At 56.7% G+C, this 21,712-nt stretch carries 21 protein-coding genes and 1 pseudogene; 8 read left to right on the top strand and 14 right to left on the bottom strand.

Annotation, left to right across the window (positions count from 1 at the left end; all coding sequences use genetic code 11):
* Position 1: 1 nt before the first annotated feature.
* The 10 genes from ACYVI2_RS18175 to ACYVI2_RS18130 form a co-directional block, all read right to left on the bottom strand.
* Positions 2 to 2,071 carry an ABC transporter permease gene (locus tag ACYVI2_RS18175; RefSeq protein ID WP_415816133.1) on the bottom strand — a complete coding sequence of 690 codons (2,070 nt, stop codon included), beginning with the start codon at positions 2,069 to 2,071 and terminating at the stop codon, positions 2 to 4.
* Between the two features lie 11 nt (positions 2,072 to 2,082).
* Complete coding sequence (locus ACYVI2_RS18170) at positions 2,083 to 3,111, bottom strand: quaternary amine ABC transporter ATP-binding protein (protein WP_415816131.1); 1,029 nt, start codon at positions 3,109 to 3,111, stop codon at positions 2,083 to 2,085.
* A gap of 205 nt (positions 3,112 to 3,316) precedes the next feature.
* Positions 3,317 to 4,282, bottom strand: a complete 966-nt coding sequence (locus tag ACYVI2_RS18165; RefSeq protein WP_415816129.1) for an ABC transporter substrate-binding protein — start codon at positions 4,280 to 4,282, stop codon at positions 3,317 to 3,319.
* 563 nt (positions 4,283 to 4,845) lie between these two features.
* Complete coding sequence (locus tag ACYVI2_RS18160) at positions 4,846 to 5,517, bottom strand: RraA family protein (protein WP_415816127.1); 672 nt, start codon at positions 5,515 to 5,517, stop codon at positions 4,846 to 4,848.
* Between the two features lie 7 nt (positions 5,518 to 5,524).
* On the bottom strand, positions 5,525 to 6,535 hold the full coding sequence (locus ACYVI2_RS18155; protein ID WP_415816125.1) for a Bug family tripartite tricarboxylate transporter substrate binding protein: 1,011 nt from the start codon (positions 6,533 to 6,535) through the stop codon (positions 5,525 to 5,527).
* 157 nt (positions 6,536 to 6,692) lie between these two features.
* A complete protein-coding gene (locus ACYVI2_RS18150; protein WP_415816123.1) occupies positions 6,693 to 7,667 on the bottom strand; it encodes a Bug family tripartite tricarboxylate transporter substrate binding protein in 975 nt (324 codons plus the stop codon).
* A 22-nt stretch (positions 7,668 to 7,689) separates the two neighbouring features.
* On the bottom strand, positions 7,690 to 8,355 hold the full coding sequence (locus ACYVI2_RS18145) for an RraA family protein (RefSeq protein ID WP_415816121.1): 666 nt from the start codon (positions 8,353 to 8,355) through the stop codon (positions 7,690 to 7,692).
* Positions 8,352 to 9,170 (bottom strand): carbon-nitrogen hydrolase family protein, encoded by an 819-nt coding sequence (locus ACYVI2_RS18140; protein ID WP_415816119.1) that lies wholly within the window; start codon positions 9,168 to 9,170, stop codon positions 8,352 to 8,354. The genes ACYVI2_RS18145 and ACYVI2_RS18140 overlap by 4 nt, the downstream gene beginning before the upstream one ends.
* Before the next feature lie 12 nt (positions 9,171 to 9,182).
* Positions 9,183 to 10,100: a LysR family transcriptional regulator gene (locus tag ACYVI2_RS18135; protein ID WP_415816117.1), complete on the bottom strand. Its 918-nt coding sequence runs from the start codon at positions 10,098 to 10,100 to the stop codon at positions 9,183 to 9,185.
* Complete coding sequence (locus ACYVI2_RS18130; protein ID WP_415816510.1) at positions 10,081 to 11,004, bottom strand: TauD/TfdA dioxygenase family protein; 924 nt, start codon at positions 11,002 to 11,004, stop codon at positions 10,081 to 10,083. Before ACYVI2_RS18130 ends, ACYVI2_RS18135 begins: the two co-directional genes overlap by 20 nt.
* 199 nt (positions 11,005 to 11,203) lie before the next feature.
* Here ACYVI2_RS18130 and ACYVI2_RS18125 point away from each other — a divergent pair.
* Positions 11,204 to 11,407 (top strand): annotated as a pseudogene (locus ACYVI2_RS18125) (M20 peptidase family dipeptidase); the annotation flags it as partial.
* A gap of 43 nt (positions 11,408 to 11,450) precedes the next feature.
* Here the strand turns inward: ACYVI2_RS18125 and ACYVI2_RS18120 are convergent.
* The 4 genes from ACYVI2_RS18120 to ACYVI2_RS18105 form a co-directional block, all read right to left on the bottom strand.
* Positions 11,451 to 12,407: a Bug family tripartite tricarboxylate transporter substrate binding protein gene (locus ACYVI2_RS18120; RefSeq protein WP_415816115.1), complete on the bottom strand. Its 957-nt coding sequence runs from the start codon at positions 12,405 to 12,407 to the stop codon at positions 11,451 to 11,453.
* Between the two features lie 54 nt (positions 12,408 to 12,461).
* Positions 12,462 to 13,070: a 3-isopropylmalate dehydratase small subunit gene (gene leuD / locus ACYVI2_RS18115; RefSeq protein WP_415816113.1), complete on the bottom strand. Its 609-nt coding sequence runs from the start codon at positions 13,068 to 13,070 to the stop codon at positions 12,462 to 12,464.
* On the bottom strand, positions 13,067 to 14,440 hold the full coding sequence (gene leuC, locus ACYVI2_RS18110; RefSeq protein ID WP_460490330.1) for a 3-isopropylmalate dehydratase large subunit: 1,374 nt from the start codon (positions 14,438 to 14,440) through the stop codon (positions 13,067 to 13,069). Before leuC ends, leuD begins: the two co-directional genes overlap by 4 nt.
* 73 nt (positions 14,441 to 14,513) lie before the next feature.
* On the bottom strand, positions 14,514 to 15,086 hold the full coding sequence (locus tag ACYVI2_RS18105) for a cysteine hydrolase family protein (protein ID WP_460490329.1): 573 nt from the start codon (positions 15,084 to 15,086) through the stop codon (positions 14,514 to 14,516).
* A gap of 112 nt (positions 15,087 to 15,198) precedes the next feature.
* Between ACYVI2_RS18105 and ACYVI2_RS18100 the strand changes: the two genes are divergently transcribed.
* From ACYVI2_RS18100 to ACYVI2_RS18070, 7 genes are all read left to right on the top strand, one after another.
* A complete protein-coding gene (locus ACYVI2_RS18100; protein ID WP_415816109.1) occupies positions 15,199 to 15,990 on the top strand; it encodes a GntR family transcriptional regulator in 792 nt (263 codons plus the stop codon).
* A gap of 430 nt (positions 15,991 to 16,420) precedes the next feature.
* Positions 16,421 to 17,137, top strand: coding sequence for a Sua5/YciO/YrdC/YwlC family protein (locus tag ACYVI2_RS18095; protein WP_415816107.1), 717 nt, complete (start codon positions 16,421 to 16,423; stop codon positions 17,135 to 17,137).
* Between the two features lie 8 nt (positions 17,138 to 17,145).
* The gene (locus ACYVI2_RS18090; RefSeq protein ID WP_415816105.1) at positions 17,146 to 17,997 is read left to right on the top strand and encodes an isocitrate lyase/PEP mutase family protein; all 852 of its coding nucleotides are present in this window, start codon (positions 17,146 to 17,148) and stop codon (positions 17,995 to 17,997) included.
* Positions 17,998 to 18,038: 41 nt separating this feature from the next.
* Positions 18,039 to 19,034: a serine hydrolase domain-containing protein gene (locus tag ACYVI2_RS18085; RefSeq protein ID WP_415816103.1), complete on the top strand. Its 996-nt coding sequence runs from the start codon at positions 18,039 to 18,041 to the stop codon at positions 19,032 to 19,034.
* Between the two features lie 13 nt (positions 19,035 to 19,047).
* Positions 19,048 to 20,013 carry a Bug family tripartite tricarboxylate transporter substrate binding protein gene (locus ACYVI2_RS18080; protein ID WP_415816101.1) on the top strand — a complete coding sequence of 322 codons (966 nt, stop codon included), beginning with the start codon at positions 19,048 to 19,050 and terminating at the stop codon, positions 20,011 to 20,013.
* Positions 20,014 to 20,076: 63 nt separating this feature from the next.
* Positions 20,077 to 20,811, top strand: a complete 735-nt coding sequence (locus ACYVI2_RS18075) for a Sua5/YciO/YrdC/YwlC family protein (RefSeq protein WP_415816099.1) — start codon at positions 20,077 to 20,079, stop codon at positions 20,809 to 20,811.
* A complete protein-coding gene (locus ACYVI2_RS18070) occupies positions 20,808 to 21,674 on the top strand; it encodes an isocitrate lyase/PEP mutase family protein (RefSeq protein ID WP_415816097.1) in 867 nt (288 codons plus the stop codon). Before ACYVI2_RS18075 ends, ACYVI2_RS18070 begins: the two co-directional genes overlap by 4 nt.
* The last annotated feature ends 38 nt before the right edge of the window (positions 21,675 to 21,712 follow it).

Below are 21,712 nucleotides of genomic sequence, written 5' to 3'. Positions count from 1 at the left end.
GTCAAGCCACTACCAAGCCCAACTCGACTTTCTTGCGTTTGACCCAAGCTCCGATCAACCGATCGGCAGCAATCCCCATAAAGGCAATACACAGCCCCGCCACTAGCGCCTTGCCAATCTCATTACCGGAACGTGCAGCATTAATCTGCGCCCCCAGATCCTGAGTGCCGATCAATGCGGTAATCGCCACCATGAACAAAGCCATGAAAATCACCTGGTTCACGCCCAGCATGATTTCAGGCAACGCAATCGGCAACTCCACCTTCGTAAAGCGCTGCAGTCGTGTCGTACCTTGTTGTGTCGCGGCCTCCATAATGGGAGCGGGTACGCTACGCAAACCCAACATCGTGTAGCGCACCATCGGCACCACGGCAAACAGCAACACGGCAATGATGGCAGACAGATCACTGACTTTGAACAGCATCACGACGGGAATCAGGTAGATAAACGACGGGAAGGTCTGGAAAAAATCACATACGCCCGCCGCAAAACGTGACCAGTTGGCGGTACGCGACGCCAGCAGACCCAGCACAAAGCCCACGATGATGCACACGACAGCAGCCGTGCCGATCATATACAGCGTAGTCATGGCTTCGGTCCACAGCCCCGTACCGGCAGGAAACCAGATCAGCAGTCCAGCGACGAGCGCCACCGACCAACCGCCAAAGCGATAGCCAACCAACGCCACGAGTGCGACAAATGTTACCCACGGGATCGCCTGAAAAAATGTGCGAATCGGGATCAACACCTCGAGCAGCGCGAAATTGCGAAACGCCTGGACCGAGTCATACAGATTCAAGTTTATCCAGTCGATGCCCGCATTCCAGTAGGCAGCCGAGGTAATGGTGTGTTCACCGCTCAACTGCGCCAGGTCTGGCACCACGCGAGCCAGCAACACACTGGCCACCAGGAATACCAGCCCCATCACCAAATAAGGATGACGCTGCCGCCAGCTGAGGTCAGGATCCACATAGACCGGCGCCTTCAACGCGTAGGCCCGGCTCAGACGGTCCAAGACCACAGCGATCACGACGATTGCCAAACCTTGTTCCAATGCCTGGCCCAGGCGCAACGACTGTAGCGACGTCAATAGCTCACTGCCCAACCCCGCGGCGCCGATCAATGCCGCCAGCACGATCATGGCGAGGGTTTGCATGACGCCTTGGTTCAAGCCTGTCAGCAACAGCGACCGCGCGGCCGGTACCTGCACTCGCCACAACAATTGCCAGCGCGTGCAGCCCATCATGCGCCCCGCCTCGAGCACACCGCTGCTGACCGTTTCCAGACCGAGCGCCACACAGCGCGCGACTGGGGGCACCGCGAACAACGCCGTCGCAATCATGGCAGACACGTTGCCGACGCCATACAGCACCACGATGGGCACCAGATACGCAAAAGGCGGCATGCTCTGCAGGATATCGAATAACGGCGTCACCAGACTCTTGAAGCGCGCGCTCTTGCTCATGAATATCCCCAACACCAGACCGATGAGGAACACCATGGGCACCGTGATGACCACGAGCGCGAACGTTTGCATGGACGGCTGCCAGACGCCGAACAGCGCCAGGTACGTGAACGCCACTGCAGCGAGCAGTGCTGTACGCCATCCGCCGAGCCAGTGGCCCATTATCGTAGCGAGCCCCATCACCGTGATCCACGGCAACGCAGGCACACTGCCGGCAAAGCCATTGAAGAACAGCGATTCGCTGAAGCTCAACGGATAAGACAGCCAGGAAGAAAACCCGCGCGTCACATTGCGTGCGGTGAATTCAAACGCTGTGCCTTCGAAGAAACGCGCACCGTATACGACCCACTCAAAGAACGCGTCGATCCAGTCTTTTAGCGGCAACATCCAATCGGAGGGGTATTTCGCGACCCAACTCACTCGTCCTGCAGCCACTTGTCCCAGTAGGATGATCGCCAGAGCGGCGATCCAGTAAAACATGCCGCGATGCCAGGATGCCTGTGGTCGACGACCTGACGGCGGCGCGACGACAGCATTGCGCGTTGTCGCAGGCGCTGCCGATCGGGGCGAGTCGAGCGCCTGCGCCACGTCCTTTTTCGATAGCATGGCAGCCTGACTCATTGGAACAGCGCTCCCGCCACTTGTTCGCGGCTGACCTGTCCGACCAACGCCCCCGACGCGTCGACGACGGGCAAGGCACGCTCTGATGCGATGACACGCTTGGCGATTTTCTCCAATACATCGGTCGTCCGAATCACATCCTGATCGGAGGCGATCGTGATATAAGCCGGGTCAGCCGGTGTCATGATCCGCTGCGTCGTAATGAGTTTGGCCCGCGGTGCATGCTGCACAAATTGTTTGACGTAATCGTTGGCCGGCGCCAGCAGCAGCTCTTCGGCTGTCCCGATCTGCGCTAGACGTCCGTCTTTCATGATCGCAATACGGTCGCCCAAGCGCACGGCCTCATCGAAGTCATGCGTCACGAACACGATGGATTTGTGCAGCTTGGATTGCAGCTTGATGAACTCGTCCTGCATCTCGCGGCGGATCAGCGGATCCAGCGCGGAGAATGGCTCATCCAAAAACCACACGTCGCACTCGCCGATCAAGCTGCGAGCGATGCCGACACGCTGCTGCTGCCCGCCCGACAGTTGCCGGGGGAAATAATGCTCGCGCCCCTCCAGGCCTACCGTGGCGATCAACTCCTGCGCCTTGGCCAACCGCGTCGCTTCGGGAACGTTCTGTATCTCCAGCGGAAACGCGACGTTCTCGAGCACGGTACGATGCGGCAGCAAACCGAAGTTCTGAAAAACCATGCCCATCTTGCGTCGACGAATATCTGTCAAGCTGGCGCGCGAGGCTTGCAGCAAGTCGACACCATCAAACAGTACTTTCCCCGCATGCGGCTTGATCAGTCGCGTCAAACAGCGGATCAGCGTCGATTTACCCGAGCCGCTCAGGCCCATGATGATGAGGATCTCGCCCTTGTGGACATCAAAGCTGACATCACGGACGGCGGCGACCAACCCCGCTGCGGCGAGCTGCTCGTCGGTGGGCTGATACTGATGTTTTTCCAGAAAGCCCGTGGCGCGCTTGCCAAACAGGTGCCATAGGTTTTGGCATGAAATTTTTACCGAGTCACTCATAACTATTCCTGTCGAATAGCGCGCAACACTGCGCGGTCACTTTCCGACAAGATCAGCGGTATGGCGATATCAAGGCTGATTCAGCGCAAAAAAACGATAGTGTCGGAAAGTACGGGACGGATCTGAGATGACGCACATCATGGTGCGAAGACCCACAGGACGGTGCACGCGGCCACGTTGATCGTGTCGCGCGCACGCAGGGAGATTACTTAGCGCAATCTGGCATCCAGGCTGCGATCTCTTGTGGGTGCTGCTCGATCCATGCGGTGGCGGCTGCATCGTGCGTCAAACCTTTGACATCTGCGAGTGCCGCAGCCTGATCAATCATCGGGCCGGTAAAGTTGATGTTCTTGATCAGCTGATAACCGCAGGTCCATTTTTTCTCAAAGCCGGACCAGGCGCCTTTCTTCAGGTAGCCACCCTTGGGTGAGCCGCAATCGTAGGTCTTATCGGGGTTGACACCCCATTTCGGATCCTCGACGCAAGCGGCTTCGTGCTCGGGAAACTCGACGAATTTACCGGCGAATTCTGCCCCAACCCAGTTCGGAGCCCAGTTGAACAACACGATCGGCTCTTTGCGTGCATAGGCTGACTTCAGTTCGCCGAACAACGCTGCGGCGGAGCCGGCATTGACCACTGTGAAGTTCAGGTCCAAGGCCTCGATTTTCTCTTTGTCGTGCTTGATCCAGTCTACCGGACCCGCCAGATAGCGGCCCTTGGGAGCCGTCTCGGGCACGGCAAATTTCTCTGCGCATGCGTTCAATGCCTTCCAGTCTGGCAGACCAGGGCAGATTTCTTCCATGTATTCCGGATACCACCAGTCCTCGCGCGTTGTCGCTGTGTGACTGCCCACGTCGACCATGCGTCCAGCTTTGACTTCTTTCATGAAGCTGTTGTGCATGGTCCCTTCCCAGATTTCCATCTGTAAATCCAGATCGCCCAGGCCCATTGCCGCATATTGCCCTTGGCTATCGGCTGGCACCACTTTGGTTTGGTAGCCTAGCTTTTCAAGCAATTGTTGAGCGACACGAGCGAGCACTTTTTGGCTCGACCAGTTATTGTCCGCGATTTTTATCGGGTCGCTTGATTCCGGGGTGAATGCATGTGCAGGGGCACCGATCACAACGGCGAGCACCAACATGCCAGCGCTGATTTTTTTAGTGATGGACAACGGGAAATTTCCTCCATGTGTGAAAGGATGACGAGTCACCCCTTCGAGGTTTTGATGCGTGCGTTGGTAAAGCCCATGGCAATGCCAATGCATTCATCAGAATGACTACTACCTCTATCGCGCTGCGAGGCCTTCTGGCCAGCAAAAACAAGCGCTGCTCATGGGCGCGCGCCAATAGAAATGGCGTTGGCAAACACGTCGCCAACACAGTAGAACCACACGGTTCAGAATGCCGGATGTACTTCAGACAAATCGAGTCGGATTACGCATTCCAGCGTTACCCAGACACAGTCGCGTGATTAAAGCGATCTCGCAACTCTGCGCCAGGTACGTAGATAATCTTGAACAACAAGGGCGCCGCGTACACGGCTTTTGGCCGGCTTTTTGAGCCGTTTTATTGATAAACAACCTGTGCATGATACTCGCATCGAGCTTTCTTGTCTTGTTTAATTGCTCGACGTTGCCGATGTACCTGGAAATAAGGGCTGGCGTCGCCACAAATGGGGAGACCTAGCGAGCCGTGAGAATCCAGATGTATCCTCACGGCACGTACGACGAAACGATCAAAGTTTTGCTAAAGCCTCGTCGACCCAACTGCGATCCCACGTGCCACTGGCGATCTGCTTTTCCCAGCTTTGTTCGAGCCGGTGCTTTTCCTCCGCGGCGAGGATGACGGTTTCTATCTCAGCCAGGGGAATGACCAAGGCACCATCTTCGTCACCCACAATGAGGTCACCGGCTGCGATGGATATGCCTCCGCATGAGATCGATTGCCCGATCTCTCCTGGGCCCGATTTAAAGGGACCATTTGGCGTGGCGCCTCGCGCGAGTACCGCAAGATCAATCTGTGCCAATTCCTTGACGTCACGTATGGCGCCATCGACGACGAGGCCTTCGATGTGACGGCTCTTGGCGTAGTTCGTCATCATCGCGCCTATGATGGCGGATCGCGTCGCGCCATCTGCATCCACCATGATTACATCACCTGGTTGCGCGAGATCGAGCGCTTTATGCAGGAAAAGGTTGTCGCCCGGCCGCACCCTGACCGTCAGGGCCGGGCCCGCAAACTGTTGACGCCCGCCATAATGGCTGAACCCTGATGGCAAGGCTTGTAGCCGTTGCGCGCAATCTCCGATAACGGCCACAGGGATGGCTCGGGCGCGGTCTATCCAGGATTTTTCGGGTCGGTTGAACTCAGCGCGGATGCGCAATCCCAGTGAATTAAGTGCGGTCATTACTACGTTACTCCATGGTTATGCCAGCTTTGTGTATAACGTCGCGCCACTCGTTCGTTTCCCGAGCGATTTGATCAGACAGATCAGCACCTGTCGCAAAGTAGGAAGTCATTCCCAACGTCTTTAATTTGCGCTCGAATTCCGCGCTGGTGACGACTTCGTGAACGGCGCGTTCAAGGGTCTGTTGTGCTTGTGCCGGTGTATTTTTAGGCGCATACATGCCTAACCAGAACAGCACTTCGTATCCCGGCAAGCCTTGTTCTGCGATGGTGGGGACATCCGGCAGATTTGGATCGCGCTGCAAGGAAGCGATACCCAAGGCCCTCAGTTGTCCCGACAGAATTCGTGGGGATGCGGAAGGGGTTGTGTCGAACAGCAGATCCGTATCGTCCGACAACAAGCCATTGAGGGCCAGCGATGTGCCGCGGTACGGTACATGCAGCAGCTTGATGCCCGCTTGGATCTGGAACAATTCCGCCGCCAAATGAACGCTAGTGCCTTTGCCGCCGGACCCGTAGGTAATCTGGCCCGGGTTCTTCTTTGCTGCTTGTATGAGGTCTTGAACGTTTTTGAACGGTGACGAGGGTTTGACGACCAGAATGTGGGAACCCGCGACTAAACGTGCAATAGGCAGAAAGTCTTTCGGTGGGTCGTAGGGCAACGCCGGGTACAACGTGCGATGCGAGGTCAAGAGCGAGTTGCCCGCGATGGCTATGGTATAGCCATCGGCAGGGGATTTTGCGGCCGCTTGTAATCCGATAACGCCGGCTGCACCATCGCGGTTCTCGACTACAACCGTTGTTTTTAGCGCTGCGGCGAGGCCGTCCGCGACGAGCCGGCCTGCGACATCGGTGGCGCCTCCGGGGCTGAATGGGATGATTAATCGTATGGGTTTGGACGGATACGCTGACTCGGCGGCCGCTGTGCGTGCAATCGGCGCGAGCGCGGCGAGGGCAAGTAGGCTGCGCCGGGTCAAGGCACGCTTGTCGAGTGTTTCCGCCGAGTTTTCTTTAGTCATGGGTGCTGCAACGTCCACGTTGTCTCCTCGTTGTAGGTTTGTGTGGCGCAGGGAGTACTGACTTGGCTAAAGTTCCTTTCTTTCATCATGGCAGCATTGCTGGAACGAACACAAGCGATATAAATTCATTCGTTCTATTCCAGAAAGTTATTGCGCACTAGTTTTGCGCTCCAGAGAGCTCAACGACCTCTTTCCACTTTTGCGACTCGTCTTTCAGAAAAGCGGGAATTTCTGACTGAGGCATACTCATCGGAACCAAACCGAAACCCAGCAGACGTTGCTGCATGTTTTTATCCTGCATGACGGCGGCGACTTCCTTTTCGAGGCGTTTTTTTGCTTCATCGGGTACCCCGGCGGGAGCCATGAGCAAAATCCAGCCTTGCATGCTGAAGCCCTTCAAACCCTGCTCCGCGAGCGTCGGAACGTTGGGCAGATTGGGAATGCGCTCGGCAGAAGTCACGCCAATGGGTTTTACGCGCTTGCCGTCCAGGGCTGCGCTGAAAACCGGCACGTTATCGGACATGAAGTTGACCTGCCCGCCGATCAGATCAGCGAGACTTTGCATGCCTCCTTTGTAGGGAATGTGCTGGCCCTGGATGCCGGCATCACGCAGGAATTTCGAGATCACCAGATGCGGGGTTGTTCCCACTCCCGGCGTTCCATACTTTAAGGGACTACCACTTTTCTTCGTATGCTGGATCAGCCCCTCGATGTTGTCGTACGGCTCGTCTGTACGCACGACCATGACTTGCGGCGCCCAAGCGACCGCGGCGATGGGCTCCAAATCTGTGAGCGGATCGTATGTCATGGTATCCGGACGCAGCCACGGTCCGATTGACAGAGGCCCCGTCGATCCCATGGCGAGGGTGTAGCCGTCCGCAGGCTGCTTGGCGGCGTAACCCGTACCTATCGTGCCGCCTGCGCCGACTTTATTTTCGACAACGACAGCCTGCCCCAAGCGTGGCGCCAGCAATTCCGCCAGCAAACGCATAGAGACATCAGAGGAATTGCCGGGAGGGAACGGAACCACGATTTTTATCGGGCGCTCTGGCCAGGCGGCGTGGGCGACGGTCGCCATGAAAGCCAGACAACTAGAGGCAATACCAACAGCAATAATCTGACAGAGTCTCATGCGATTCTCCAAAGAGTGCTCTTTACGCTTGTTCGAGGATGTACTTGCTGGCGCCCGACAGATCGCCCAGCCGCTCGCCACGGCGCATGCGCTCACCATTAGCGTTTCCGCGCGCTTGTTTATCCAATGCCAGTCTTGACACCTCGGCAACTTCGTCCGCGGGCAGTACCAACACGCCGTTTTCGTCTGCCAGGATGATGTCGCCCGGGCTGACGACCGCTCCACCGCATGCGACAGGCTTGTTCAGTTGACCGCCGATGTTGTAGATGCGGGTGGTGATCGGTGAGACGCCACGCGCCCATACGGGGAAGTTGAACGCTTCCAGCTCGGATGGGTCCGTGCACATGCCGTCCACGATCGCGCCATGTGCGCCAGCCAGCGACGCGCCCAGTGCCACGCCACCACCGAGGCAGGCATGCTTCTGATCCCCGAGGCGATCGATGATCAGGATGTCGCCCGGGCGTAGCAGACTCAACGTGTGATGCAACAAAGTGGAATCCTGGCCCGGTAGGGACAAGGTCACGGCTGTGCCGATAATCTTGCGCGAATGGTTGATCGGCTTGATTTCGGGAGCCATGAAGCCCCAGTGACGAAAGTGCCCGACCGTCGCGGTTTCAACCTCGGAAAGCAGGTCTACGTATTTCGAATCCAGCGGCGCCGGCATCGGATTGATATCAAACTTGTTCACTGCAGCACCTTGTGTTTGGCTAACGGGATTTGTTTACGTACTCGATCAATCAGCTGAATATCCAGGCGTGCGGTGACAAAGCCGTCGCCGTCTGAACATTTGGCGATCACATGGCCCCAGGGATCGACAATCATTGAATGGCCATAGGTATAGCGGGTCTCACCGCCCTGGCTGAACGGACCGTGAGAGCCGCAGGCCACGACATAGGACTGTGTTTCGATTGCCCGGGCGCGGCATAGCACTTCCCAGTGGTCTTTGCCCGTTTGCAGTGTGAAAGCGGCAGGCAAGACGATGACATTGGCACCCTTACCAGCCAGACGTTGGAATAGTTCGGGAAATCGCAGGTCGTAGCAGATCGCGAGTCCAAGACGAAAATCGCCCACGTCAGCGGTGCTGAGTTCAGCCCCTGCCGCGACGGCATCAGACTCTCCATACCGCAGACCGTCTGGCGTGAAAATGTCGAACATGTGAATCTTGCGATAGCGCGCGATTTCTTTGCCATGCGGGTCAAACACTACGGTCGTGTTGTACACACGGTCTTGCCCGGGCACTTTTTCATAGAAGCTGCCGGAATGCACATAGATACCGTATTCGGTTGCCATGCGTGCGCACAGACGATATGCCGGACCATCGGCTTGCGGTTCGCCAGCCGCGACCTTGTCTGCGACGCTGCCGCCTGCCCAGTCAAAGTGCTCGGGAAACACGACCATGTCTGGAGCGTCTTGCATGACTGCAGCGCGCGTCAATCGCTCCGCGGTGGCGAGGTTAGCCGCCTTGTCGGAGACGGAGTTCATCTGGATAACGGATATTTTCATCAGGGATTCTCTTTATTGCCACGCGATCCGCTTGTCGACGGATTCGCAATAATTTGCCGCTACGTCGCGCGCGAGGGCGGCTACCGCTCGGGCCAGGCCTTGCCCTTGATCACGTAGGAACACAGCCTGGTAGTTCACCGAAACGAAGGGATGCTTGAGTTTGACGGGCACTAATTCGCCCGCTGCAATTTCTCGTTGGACGATGGCCTCAGGAACAGCTGCCAGGCCTATACCCGAAGTGGCGAGCTGTAGATTGGTAGGCACGGCTTGAGAGACATGAATGATCTGAGGTCGTGTGCCACAGCTCTCGAAATAGCGATCGAGCCGCGCTTGCGATCTGGTGCCTGGCGGGTACCCGATGATGGGGTACTGGGCAAGGTCTTCAGGCAAGGCATCGACAAGGTCCACGCCCAGCTTCGGACTGGCCACGAAGATCATCGCGAATGAGCACAGGGGAACCACTTCGAACCGTTCGTGCACAGCCTCATTGTCCGCGCCCAGTACCAGATCGACCCGTCCGATCTCCAATTCCTTCAGCAATTTCTCGGTCAGTTCGGTTTTGAGGCTGATCGAGATACCGGGGTAGCCTCTTCGTAATGTATCAACGAGGCCAGGCAAAATCGTCGGAATCAAGGTGCTCGTCATGCCGATACGCAGCGAGCCAGACAATTTGCTCGAGTCCAACATGGATGCTCGTAGCGCCTGGTGTGCGCTGACAATACGTTCGGCATGCTCGAGAAACGTGATCCCGGCGGAGGTCGGTTCGAAGCCGTCGCCTCCGCGAGTGAAAAGGCATGCGCCGAGATCCTGCTCGAGATTGGCGATTCGGCTGGAGACAGCGGCCTGTGTCAGGCAGAGCTTTTCGGCGGTCGCCTTGATGCTCTTGAGCTTTGCCAGCCAAAGCGCCGTTTCAAGAAATCGAATATTCATTTAGCACCGCCGACGAGATATCTGCGCTCGACCGTGCCATGATGGGCAGCTCACCCTCAAGCGTGGTTCTGTGCATCGTTCTGACGTATTTCGTGTCGTCAAAGCCGGTCGCGCAATGTTGGGTGCAGCGATTGTCCCAGAGCACGGCATCCCTCACTTTCCATTTATGCGTGTAAATGAATTGAGGCTGTTTGGCGAAATCCTGAAGGAACTTGACCAATGCCTGGCCTTCCTCGGCGGGGAGCCCATCTACGTCGCAGGCCCAGCGCCCGATGTAGAGCGAAGTCCGACCACTGACCGGGTGCCGTCGCGCCAAAGGATGGTAGACATCAGGCCGTGCGCGCTTTTCGTCATCGGTGAGAGGCGCCATCAACGGGTAGTGGGTAGCGTGCAGGTCGATGCGGCTGTATCGCGCACGCCGCCCGGCAATGAGTGTCTTGATACTGTCCGGCAGAGCTTCATACGCTGCATACATGTCGACAAAAAGCGTGTCGCCGCGCTCGGGCGGGACCTGGCGCGCGTATAGGAACGAGCCGGTGTTGGGAATCGCTTTATCTTCCCCATCCGTGTGAAAGCCTTCGCCCGCGCGGCGCAAACCCGCGTCACCTTCAGCGTTTCCTTCAACCGGTCTGGATGGGTCGGCTTTGCTGGCGTTCGATACGACGAACACCTCGGGATAGCCTTCAAGGTTGAATTTGAGGGGCGTCATGATATGCAGCTCGCCCAGACGCCGGCTGAATGCGACGTGTTCGGCGGGCGTCATTTCCACGCCTCGAAAACACAGAATTGAATGGTCCGTCCAGGCGCGGACAAACTGATTCAGCTCGTCATCCGTCACTTTTAGTCCGGCCGGGCAGTCAATGACTTCCGCGCCAAACCCCGTGGCACTCGGTATTATTCTCACGATCGAACCTCCAGATAAGTGAGGAGGATGATGTGACAAGTGGCCTAGCCTGACAACATTAAAATTTTTGTATTTGGCTTAACCTTTTTTTGGTTTTCGACGCGATTTTCCAAAGATGAGCCACCTTCAGGAATTGTCCCGTACGGGGCGGCTCATCACGCAGTTGGAGGTTAGGCAGACGATCGAGCCAGACGTCGTCATTATGCCTAACTTGGCGAGGTCTATCCCCAATGCCGCCATTAGCAACATATTGGGTTTGCCGACATTATGGATACCGCACTCGTGCCCCGCCTGCGGGCAACATGGCCCGAACGAGCACCTGTTAGCCCGGGTCGCTCGTCAAGGATTGGAAATGATGGCGGGCCTATATTGGAATTTAGGTGAGGAAAAGGCGCTTTGGTGAAACGCTTGATGTGGGTTCTAGGGGTCGTAATGAGCTACACCTCTCACCGCTCTCTATACTGAGACTCGTACTCAACCGCTACCTTCTGCTGTGCCTCGATGAGCGGTGCAAGTTCGTTCGGTGGGATGTATCGCGCGGGTCGTCCCAGCAGAGCTTCCATACGGTTTTGAAAAACGGCGTTCTGTGCTGCTTCCGCCACGACATCTATCAACACATCGGCGATGTTCGTATCCATTCCCTTGGGCGCCAGCATAATGAAATGCGACTCCACTTCGACAGGTATTCCACTTTCTTTCAGCGTCGATACAGACGGCGCACCCGGCATACGCTGGGGCGCGACCGTCGCGATGACGTCGATGGTGCCCGCTGCCTCGAGCTGCTGAGTCCCACCCGCCCATAGCACCAAGTCCACATGCCCGCCTACCAGTGCGGGCAGATACTCGCCGGCGCCTTTATAGACGACTCCAATCACCGGTACGCCCAAGCTGTCGCTTAATGCGTTGCTGATCCAGGAGAAAGTGGGACTCACCGCGATCGAGACTGCCCCCTTTTTCTTGGCGAACGCCCGAAAGGTATCTATCGACGTGATGGGACCTTTGCTCTTCACGATGATAGTCAGGTAACTGGTGGCGACGGCCCCCAGTAGCGTGTAGTTAGCGAGTTCGAAGGCCTGTGTCCGAGCGCCGTCAGGTGGAAACGTCAGTTGAGAACTTAGACATATTCCGATGGTACCTCCATTTGGTTGCGCTTCACTCAACGCACGCAAAAATATCAAGCCTCCGCCTCCGGGCTTGTTCATCGGAATGATTTCCCATCCCTTTTGCTGTGTGGTGATCTGGCTAGCCAGTGCACGGCCAATGTTGTCGGCACCTCCCCCAACGGGATAGCTGATCAACATATCGACGGGCCGTCGCGGTTGCCAACCGTGACTAGGCGCGGCCCGTGCCGCCAGAGGCAGGCTAGCCATCGCGGCCAGCAGCGTTCTTCGTTTTGCTTGCATTGTCTACTCCGTCGTTATTGTTGTGGGCTGTCGATGCGAATGACACTCACACCCTCACTGTCGCAGCCACGAATGGCGGGTGTCGTAGCCACGCTCATAGGCCGCCACCTGATCTTCATGAGTCAACGTAAAAGCGATCTCGTCCATCCCGAGGAGCAGCATCTGCTTGCGTAGTGGATCGACGTCGAATGGTAGCGTCCGGCCATCGGCACATCGAACTATCTGGTGAGCAAGATCGATATCGAGTTCCTGGTCTGGATGCAGGCGGGCCTCGCGCATGAGGTACTCAATTTCTGCCGTCGACAACACAATGGGAAGCAATCCGTTCTTAAAGGCACTGCTAGAAAATATGTCGCCAAAGCTGGGCGCGAGAACCGCACGGATGCCCGAGTCGACCAAAGCCCACACCGCGCTCTCACGCGACGAGCCGCATGCAAAATTTGGCCCGACAATCAGCAGCTCAGCACCACGAAATTCTGGCTTATTCATAGGAAAATCTGGCCGTTCGAGACCATTTTCATAGCGCAGATCATGGAATAGCTGCTTCCCAAAACCGTCAGCGCGCTTTCGAGACAGAAACCGACCAGGGACGATCTGGTCAGTGTCACAGTTACTGATATCCAACGGGATGAGTCGAGAGCGGACGATGCTGAATGGTTTCATTGAAGTTCACGCGGGTCGATGAGCCGCCCCACGATCGCGCATGCTGCAGCGGTCAGGGGGCTAGCAAGATGGGTACGTACGTTCTTGCCTTGCCGGCCAACAAAGTTTCGGTTGGTGGTAGACACGATGCGCTCGCCTGGATTGCCGATGTCGCCATTGGTGCCGGAGCACATCGAGCACGCGGATTCGCGCCATTCTGCTCCCGCCTCTATCAGGATCCGCGCCAGGCCCTCCTGTTCGGCCTGGGTTTTCACCTTCGTCGATCCCGGAACAACTAGTGTAGGAACGCGCACCTTCCTGCCTTTCAATAGGCTCGCGGCGGCGCGCAGATCTTCAATCCGTCCGTTCGTACATGATCCAATGAATACACGGTTCACCGCCAGCGTACGCAAGGCTTGCCCCGGTTCAAGGCCCATATAGGCAAGTGAATTGCGGGCCGCCGCCTGACGCATAGGGTCACTGAAGGAGCTCGGATCCGGAACACAGCCGGCTGCAGGCACGCCGTCCTGTGGACTCGTTCCCCAAGTCAGCATGGGCGAAACGGCAGAAGCATTGAACTGCACTTCGCGGTCGAACGAGGCCCCCACGTCGGTACGCAACGTCTGCCAGTCTTGGACTGCGGCATCGAAATCTTGATCAGGCGCGTATCGCCGGCCACGCAGGTAATCAAACGTCACGCTATCGGGTGCGATCATTCCCGCACGCGCGCCCGCCTCGATCGACATGTTGCATAGTGTCATGCGCCCTTCCATGCTCAAGGCCCGCACTGCGCTGCCAGCATATTCAACAATGTAGCCGCCTGCGCCATTAGCCCCAATTTGAGAGATGATATGCAGGATCAAATCTTTCGCTGTCGTGTCAGTGGCGAGTTCTCCTGCAACATGGATGCGCAGCGACTTGGGTTTGATCTGCCAAAGTGTCTGTGTCGCCAGCACGTGGGCGACCTCTGAGGTCCCTATACCAAATGCGAGCGCACCGAACGCCCCATGTGTAGCGGTATGACTATCACCACACACGATAACCAGACCAGGGAGCGTGATGCCCAGCTCCGGGCCCATCACATGCACGATACCTTGATATTCGTTGCCGAGAGGGAAAATGGGTATGCCGAACGCCTTGGCATTGCGGCTCAATGCCACCACCATCTCACGTTTCTCATCCACCACGTCACTCAAGTTTCGAGTGGCTGATGGAACGTAATGGTCTGGAGTCGCAAACGTGCGCTCGGACCGTCGCAACAGCAAACCATGATCATGGAGTTGTTGGAAGGCATTGCGAGAACCGTCATGGACCAGATGTCGTCCGACGTGTAACAGCGTCGCGCCGTCTCTTTCCAGGATGGCGTGGCGCTGCCAGACCTTGTCAAACAAGGTTTTCGGGGTGAAGGGCTGCGACATGTTTAATCGGATGGAGTGTATTGGTGTGCGTGGCGAGTTCTAAGACCTAGAGCTCGGTTATATCCGTGGTCCGGATGATCTGTGCGATGGTAGCTAACTGATGAATGGAGGCGCCATGCTCGCTGGCGTGTGCCGCCGCACAAGCGTCTTCGAGAACAACCACCTGATAATCCCTGTCGTGTGCGTCGCGCGCGGTAGCTTGCACGGCCCATGTCGTGCTGACCCCAGCAATCACCAGGCGCTCGATCCGCTGCGCACGCAATAGCGCCTCGAGCCCGGTGCTGTAAAAAGCGCTGATGCGCGGTTTTACGATCACACAATCGGTGTTCTGGACCTGGAGATCGGGATGAAACGCCGTGCCTGGCCCGCCCAATTGCAGGGCGCCAAAATCGGCAGCTTTACCAAACATAAGGGACTGTCGCGACAGCTCGTTATAGCCGCTGCGAAAGCCCACCTTTACCAGGATGGGCAGCCATCCGTTGGCCCTGGCATGCGCCAAGGCCATGTTGGCTTTCTGGACGACGCCGCGTTCGACCGCCTGTGCGGCCGAACGCGCCACTTTGCCCGAGGGATGCATGATGTCGACGATGTAGTCGAGGAGGATGAGCGCGGTTTTCATGATGATCGAAGTGACGATTTAAACTGAAAACATCATAACACGATAACATTATAATGACTTGGCAGTCACGATACAATGTGGCGTGTGAACCCTCCCCATGCAGGCGATTAACGTGACCATCCAACAAGAAAAGCTCGTCAAAACACCCGGCACCAACCTGCACCGCCAGCTGTACCTGGTCCTGCGCGAGCAGATCATGCGAGGGGTGTATGCGCCAGGAGCGTTGTTGCCTAACGAGGATGAGTTGTGCAATTACTTTGGCGTTTCCAGAATCACAGTACGACGGGCACTGTCCGATCTGAGCCAGCAAGGGCTCGTGGAACGCCAGCAAGGTAGAGGCACTTTTGTCAGCTCTAATCTTCCGGACCCACCTTCGTTCAACGCCGTCAGCTTCCTGGATGCGATCAAGGAAAGAGGGCAAGAAACTCAGGTTCATGTGCTCGAGGTTCGAACTGCCGCCCCCCCTGGCATCGTGGCGTTTCAGATGCAGTTGCACAGTGGCGAGCAAGCTGTCTACGCAGCCCGTTTGCGCCATACCGACGAGGTCCCGCTGATGGTGACAGAGGCTTGGGTACCATTAGACTTGGGCAAGACCGTCACTCTGGCACGCCTGAAACGTAGGCCGCTCTATCAATTTCTGATCGACCAAGGCGTCGAATTCGGGCGAGTGATCGAGGAAATCACTGCCGTGTCAGCGAACCCACAATTCGCCAAACTACTCAACGCCGAGGTAGGGGCGCCGCTTTTGCGGGTCACGCGCCTTGTGTATGACCAAAATGAACGGCCCGTGGAACACCTCACCATCCATGCCAATCCGGAACGAAGCCGCGTGTTATTGAATTCACCTCCGGAGATGCAAAAAAGCATCGCCAGCAGACTGGTGCACGACCAACAGGGATCATAGAACCCTGGCAGCCTCGCCGCGAGAGATTCCTCGGTCCCCACGATCCCCGCAGCGTCCGAACGACACGTGGCTCGCTCGCGACGCCACACTGAAGTGATCTTGCGACGATCACTTCAGTTTCTCATCTATCACCGACCCATCGATAACCGCCAATAACGGGTCAACAGCCAATCTCCGTTCTATATCTTCCCGCCCCATCATGATGATCGCGGGCGAATAAGCACGCATCAGACGATGCGTCGCACTCCTACCCCATCAGGTACCTCTCAGACAGCCGAGCTACGTTGCACACGAATTCGTCTCATTTTTTTCTATATTGACATAATGGTATAACGTTAATATGATTTGATAAACCGATGCCAGAAATGGGTTTCGGCACCCTCCCCTGAGACACCAAAACAATTATTCAATGTATGGAAAGGAATGCTTCATGAGCACCAAACAAATCCCTGACATCGACACCATCAAGAAGGATGCCCAGAAGGCATTCCAATGCCTGCACTCTGGCGGTGTCGTCATCCTTCATTACGACGTTTCGTACGCCGTACTCTGCGCTACAGACGACGCCTTGCACAAAGTTTATGCAGCGAAAAACCGTAGCTATGATCGCGCCAGCGGTGTGAGTGGCAGCTACGACATACATCGCAAAGTGCACGTTCTGTCGGACGAAAAAAAGGAAATGATTCGGGTCATCGTGCAAGAACATGACCTACCGCTGTCCGTGATCGCCCCGTTTGCGGAGGATGACCTTTTCATGGGTAAATTGACACCGTTCCTGCGTGGCATGGCCACCCGCGACGGGACCGTCAATTTTCTAATGAATGCGGGAACACTTCGCGACGAAATTGCCAAACTGAGCTGGGAGCACCAGTTTCCCCTCATCGGGTCGTCGGCCAATGCCTCGCTCAAAGGCACCAAGTATCGAGTGGAAGACATCGAACCCGAGGTCCTGGCCGCCGCCGATCTAGTCATCGACTACGGTCCATCGAAACACAGCCAGACACGCAGCCTGTCAAGTACGCAGATTGACTTCCGTGACTTCAAGGTCGTCCGCTTTGGGATCTGCTACGACCAGATTGCGGACGTATTGCGTGAACGCTTCGGCGTGGAGTTGCCCGCCAACCCATATCAAGCCAACACGAACTGAAGCGACCAATGAGCCATCCGCAACGTCTCAAGCTATTACTCCAACGCAGCAAACTGCTTATCGCGCCTGGAGCCTATGACGCTATTTCAGCACGTACCATCGAACAGGCAGGTTTCGAGGCGGTCTACATGACCGGCTCGGGTACCTCCGCCGCACGAGGGTTTCCCGATTTCGGTCTGGTGACGATGACTGAAATGGCCGAAAACGCCGGCGTGATTGCGCGTTCCGTCTCGATACCGCTTATCGCCGATGCCGATACGGGCTACGGTAACGAGTTGAACGTCACCCGAACCGTTCGCGAGTATGAAGCAAGAGGGGTTGCGGGACTGCACATTGAAGATCAAGTGTCACCGAAACGATGCGGCCACCTTGACGGTAAAGAAATCGTCTCGCGAGCAGAATTTCTGATCAAGATCCGCGCCGCAGTACAGGCGCGGCGTGATCCAGACTTTCTTATCATTGCGCGGACCGATGCACGCGCCTCACACGGACTTGACGAGGCTATCGGCCGCGCCAATGACGCTCTCGCCGCGGGCGCCGACATGGTGTTCGTAGAGGCGCCTCAAACTGTCGATGAGATGGCGGCCATCCCCGAGCAGGTGCGAGGTCCATGCATGCTGAACATCGTTCCAGGAGGAAAGACACCTGTGGTTAGCCTTGATGACGTTCAGGCGATGGGATATCGGTTGGCAATTCTCCCAGGAATATTGCTCCGTTCAGCCATTGCCACGTTCGATCAAGTATTGGCCGACCTGGCCGACACCAGGCTTCCAAAGGTCGCAACAGGGCAAGACGCTTTACAAAAGGGCTTTCAGCGATTCGGCGCGGACGAGTGGAACGCATTACGCCATTCAAACTAACAGGGATTAACAGCTGAAAGGAAAAATCCCGGAGGAGACATATGACAACACAGTCAGCCGACATGGCGACGAATCTCCATGACATTGCGCATTGGGCCACATCGCGCGGCGATTCAGTTGCGCTGGTGCTGCACCATCAAGGCAAGCCCGTGTTACGGCTCGGCCCCTGCGACCGGCCCGGCCCGGTCAATTCCGTACGTAAATCGCTACTCGGGGCCCTTTATGGCGTCGCCGTTCGACAGGGAGATATCGACACCAACCTGACGCTGCGGGCAACGGGCTTTGATGAAATGCCCGGCCTGACAGAGCACGAGAGACAAGCCACATTATGGCAACTGCTCTGTGCCCGATCGGGAATCTATCTGCCAACGCCCAAGCAACCTGGAGATACCGCAGACTACCCGCCGCTGCGCAGCCGTCCTGGCCAACGTCATTGGCTTCATGATCCACGCCCTCTACGAGGAGCCTTTGAACCCGGCTCGAAGTGGTTCTACAACAACTGGGATTTCAATGTTGCCGGCCTGCTTTTCGAACAATTGACGGGGAAAAGTGTCTTTCTAGCGTTTGATCGCCTGATCGCTCAACCAATGGGACTGAAACACTTCGATCCGTTTGAGCACGGAAACTACTTGTATCGAGACGATTATCTCGGCGCCAGCATTCGAGCGCCGTACTATCAGTTCTCGATGACCGCCGATGACCTGGCGGCGTTTGGTCAGCTTTGCCTCGATCAGGGTGAATTCAAAGGCCAGAGCCTTGTGCCGGCAGAATGGCTAAAGTCGATCACCCAACCGATATCCACGACGGGTTTGAAAGGAATGTTTTCCCACTACGGCGGCATGTGGTGGGTAGCGCCTTCATCGAATGGTCGACACGCATTTACCGCCTTTGGCGCACGTGGCCACTTTATTGGCGTCCTGCCTGATGTAGACGCCGTGATCGTCATTCATTGCCTAGAGGCCGACGCTGCCCCACTCGTCACAGAGGATGACTACGAAGACGTCGTCTCACTGATTCGCCGAACATTCACTCGTTGACATCGAGATAGCCATGAAAAAAATCGCTTTACTAGCCCTGATCGTTCCTTTTTTGTTCGGTGCTGCGCATGCCGCAGAGCAGTATCCGGCGCGACCTATCACTTTCGTTGTTCCATTTCCTCCCGGTGGAGCGACTGATCTCGCTGCCCGTACGCTGGCAAGAAATTTGACCGATCATCTCGGCGCTACGGTCATTGTGCAAAACAAGGCAGGGGCTTCTGGCATCGTAGGTACACAGTACGTCGCCAACGCGAAGCCTGATGGATACACGTTGCTATTTGGCGCATCTGGCACGCTAGCCACCAACCCGTGGATATATAAAAAACTGCCGTATTCCGAACAGTCCTTCGAACCGATCGGTGCGTTTTCGGAAAGTCCCCTCGTGCTTGCCCTCGGAAAGCATCATGACTTCCGGAATCTCGAGCAGCTATTAGCCTACGCCCGCCAACATCCCGGGGACCTCAACGTCGGTAGTGCAGGTCCGGGAAGCGCAATGAATTTGGCTAATCAACTTCTACAACAGATGACGAAAACGAAAATGACCGATGTTCCGTTCCGAGGTAGTACAGACGGGATGACTGCACTGCTATCAGGGAACATCGACTTCATGTTCGACTATGCCGTTTCCGTTGCACCCAAAGTTCAGAGCGGCTCGCTTGCTGCCTTGGCCACGACGGCTAACAAGCGGCTGCATGAACTACCCGACGTGCCGACTTTCGCCGAACTGGGCTACCCGGAAATCAACCTGAGAGCGTGGTTCGGACTGCTGGTGCCGGCAGGAACACCACGCGACGCGGTGACAAAACTGGAGACGGCGTTGCAAATGACACTGAACGACCCTGAATTCGAGAAGGCAATAGAAAACCAGAACTCCGTCGTTGTCAAAGGACTCACAGGACCGGCGTTCGGTGATTTCATCGCCGCTGAAAGGCTACGCTGGCGCGATCTGATCAAGGCGGCGGGCGTCGTCCCACAGTAGAGCAACTCATCAACGTACGATCCGCAGACATTGGGCTTAAACCCATTCACCAGGAGACTTGACATGCCCACCCTAGATATTGCGGGCGACGCCCGCCGAACTATTGATGTCATCAAGCGGGGTGGTATCGCGCTGGTGCCTAACGATACCGGCTATGCGCTGTGTGGCTCTAGTCTGGATCCGCTAAAAAAAATCTTCGTCAGCAAGCAGCGAGGCACGCATAAACGCAACGCCATGGGTGCAAATCTGGACACCCAGCGCGAACTACACACGCTCGATCGAAGAGCGCAAGAAATGGTCGAAGCGCTCGTCGTCGATCACAATCTCCCCGTCGCCGTAGTCGGCACATTCCGAACTGACCATCCTGTGATGCGTAAACTCGATCCTGATCTGGTACGTGCGAGCACCGCTTCAGACACGCTCGCGCTGCTATTGAACGCGGGTCCTTTTCACGAAGCACTGTGCGCACTCGCCTATGCGGAGTGCGTACCACTGCTCGGTTCCTCGGCCAATTTGACGGGTACGGGTTCTCGATACCGTGTCGAGGACGTCCCGCAAGTACTTCGTGATCTGGCCGACATCACCATCGATTACGGTCTGCGTCGTGCCCATATCTACCAGCGGGCCGGCACAGTTATCAACTTCAATACGCTCGAGGTCATTCGAATCGGCGCCTACTACGAACTGATTTCGGATGTTCTGAAGCGCTCGTTCGGCGTGGAGCTGCCCCCCGACCCGGGAATCCATGCGTTGCCTTCCGGTCACCTCAATGAGTTTGCATTGAAGGAATCCGAATGAAGAAGACAACCACCACACTACGTGAGCAGCTAACATCCGAATCGCTCATCGTCGCGCCTGGCGCCTACGACGCGATCGGTGCGCGCATGATCGAACAGGCCGGCTTTGACGCGGTCTATATGACTGGTGCGGGCACGTCCGCCGCCCGGGGATATCCCGACTTCGGCCTGCTTACGCTTGACGAGATGGTAAACAACGCAGCATCCATGGCGCGCGCTATCGCCATCCCTCTGATAGCCGACGCAGACACGGGGTATGGCAATGACCTCAACGTCACCAGAACCACGCGTGAGTTCGAGGCGTGCGGAGTGACGGCGATACAACTAGAAGACCAGGTTTCGCCCAAGCGCTGCGGTCACCTCGATGGGAAGTCAATCGTACCCAGGCAGGAATTCATCGCGAAGATCCGGGCAGCAGTGCGAGCCCGCCGCTCAGCAGAGTTGGCACTCATCGCCCGAACCGACGCTCGTGCCGTCGAAGGCATGGACGAGGCAATCTGGCGTGCCAACGCAGCGCTAGATGCCGGCGCCGACGTGGCGTTCGTAGAAGCGGCACAGACGCTCGACGAGGTCCGCGAGATTCCGCGGCGTGTAAAAGGCCCCTGTCTATTGAACCTGGTGCAAAATGGCCGGACTCCTATATTGCCCATGCATCAAGTGCAAGAGATGGGCTACCGCATCGCTATCGCGCCCGGCCTGCTACTCACCACCATGCTGGCCGCTGGCGATGCCGCGCTAGCGCGATTGCGAATCGACGGGAAGCTACCTCCCTCGACAGAGGATGTTACATCCGTGTTCCGTCGATTCGGCGCTGAGGAATGGAATGCTCTGCGACGAGAGCTGGCAACCGAGCGGAACTCGTAAACACCGATGACTGAACAGCGGGCGTAGTTACCATGGCC

It is taken from the genome of Bordetella tumbae (genome assembly GCF_054780995.1).
This window is presented reverse-complemented; position numbering and strand designations above follow the sequence as displayed.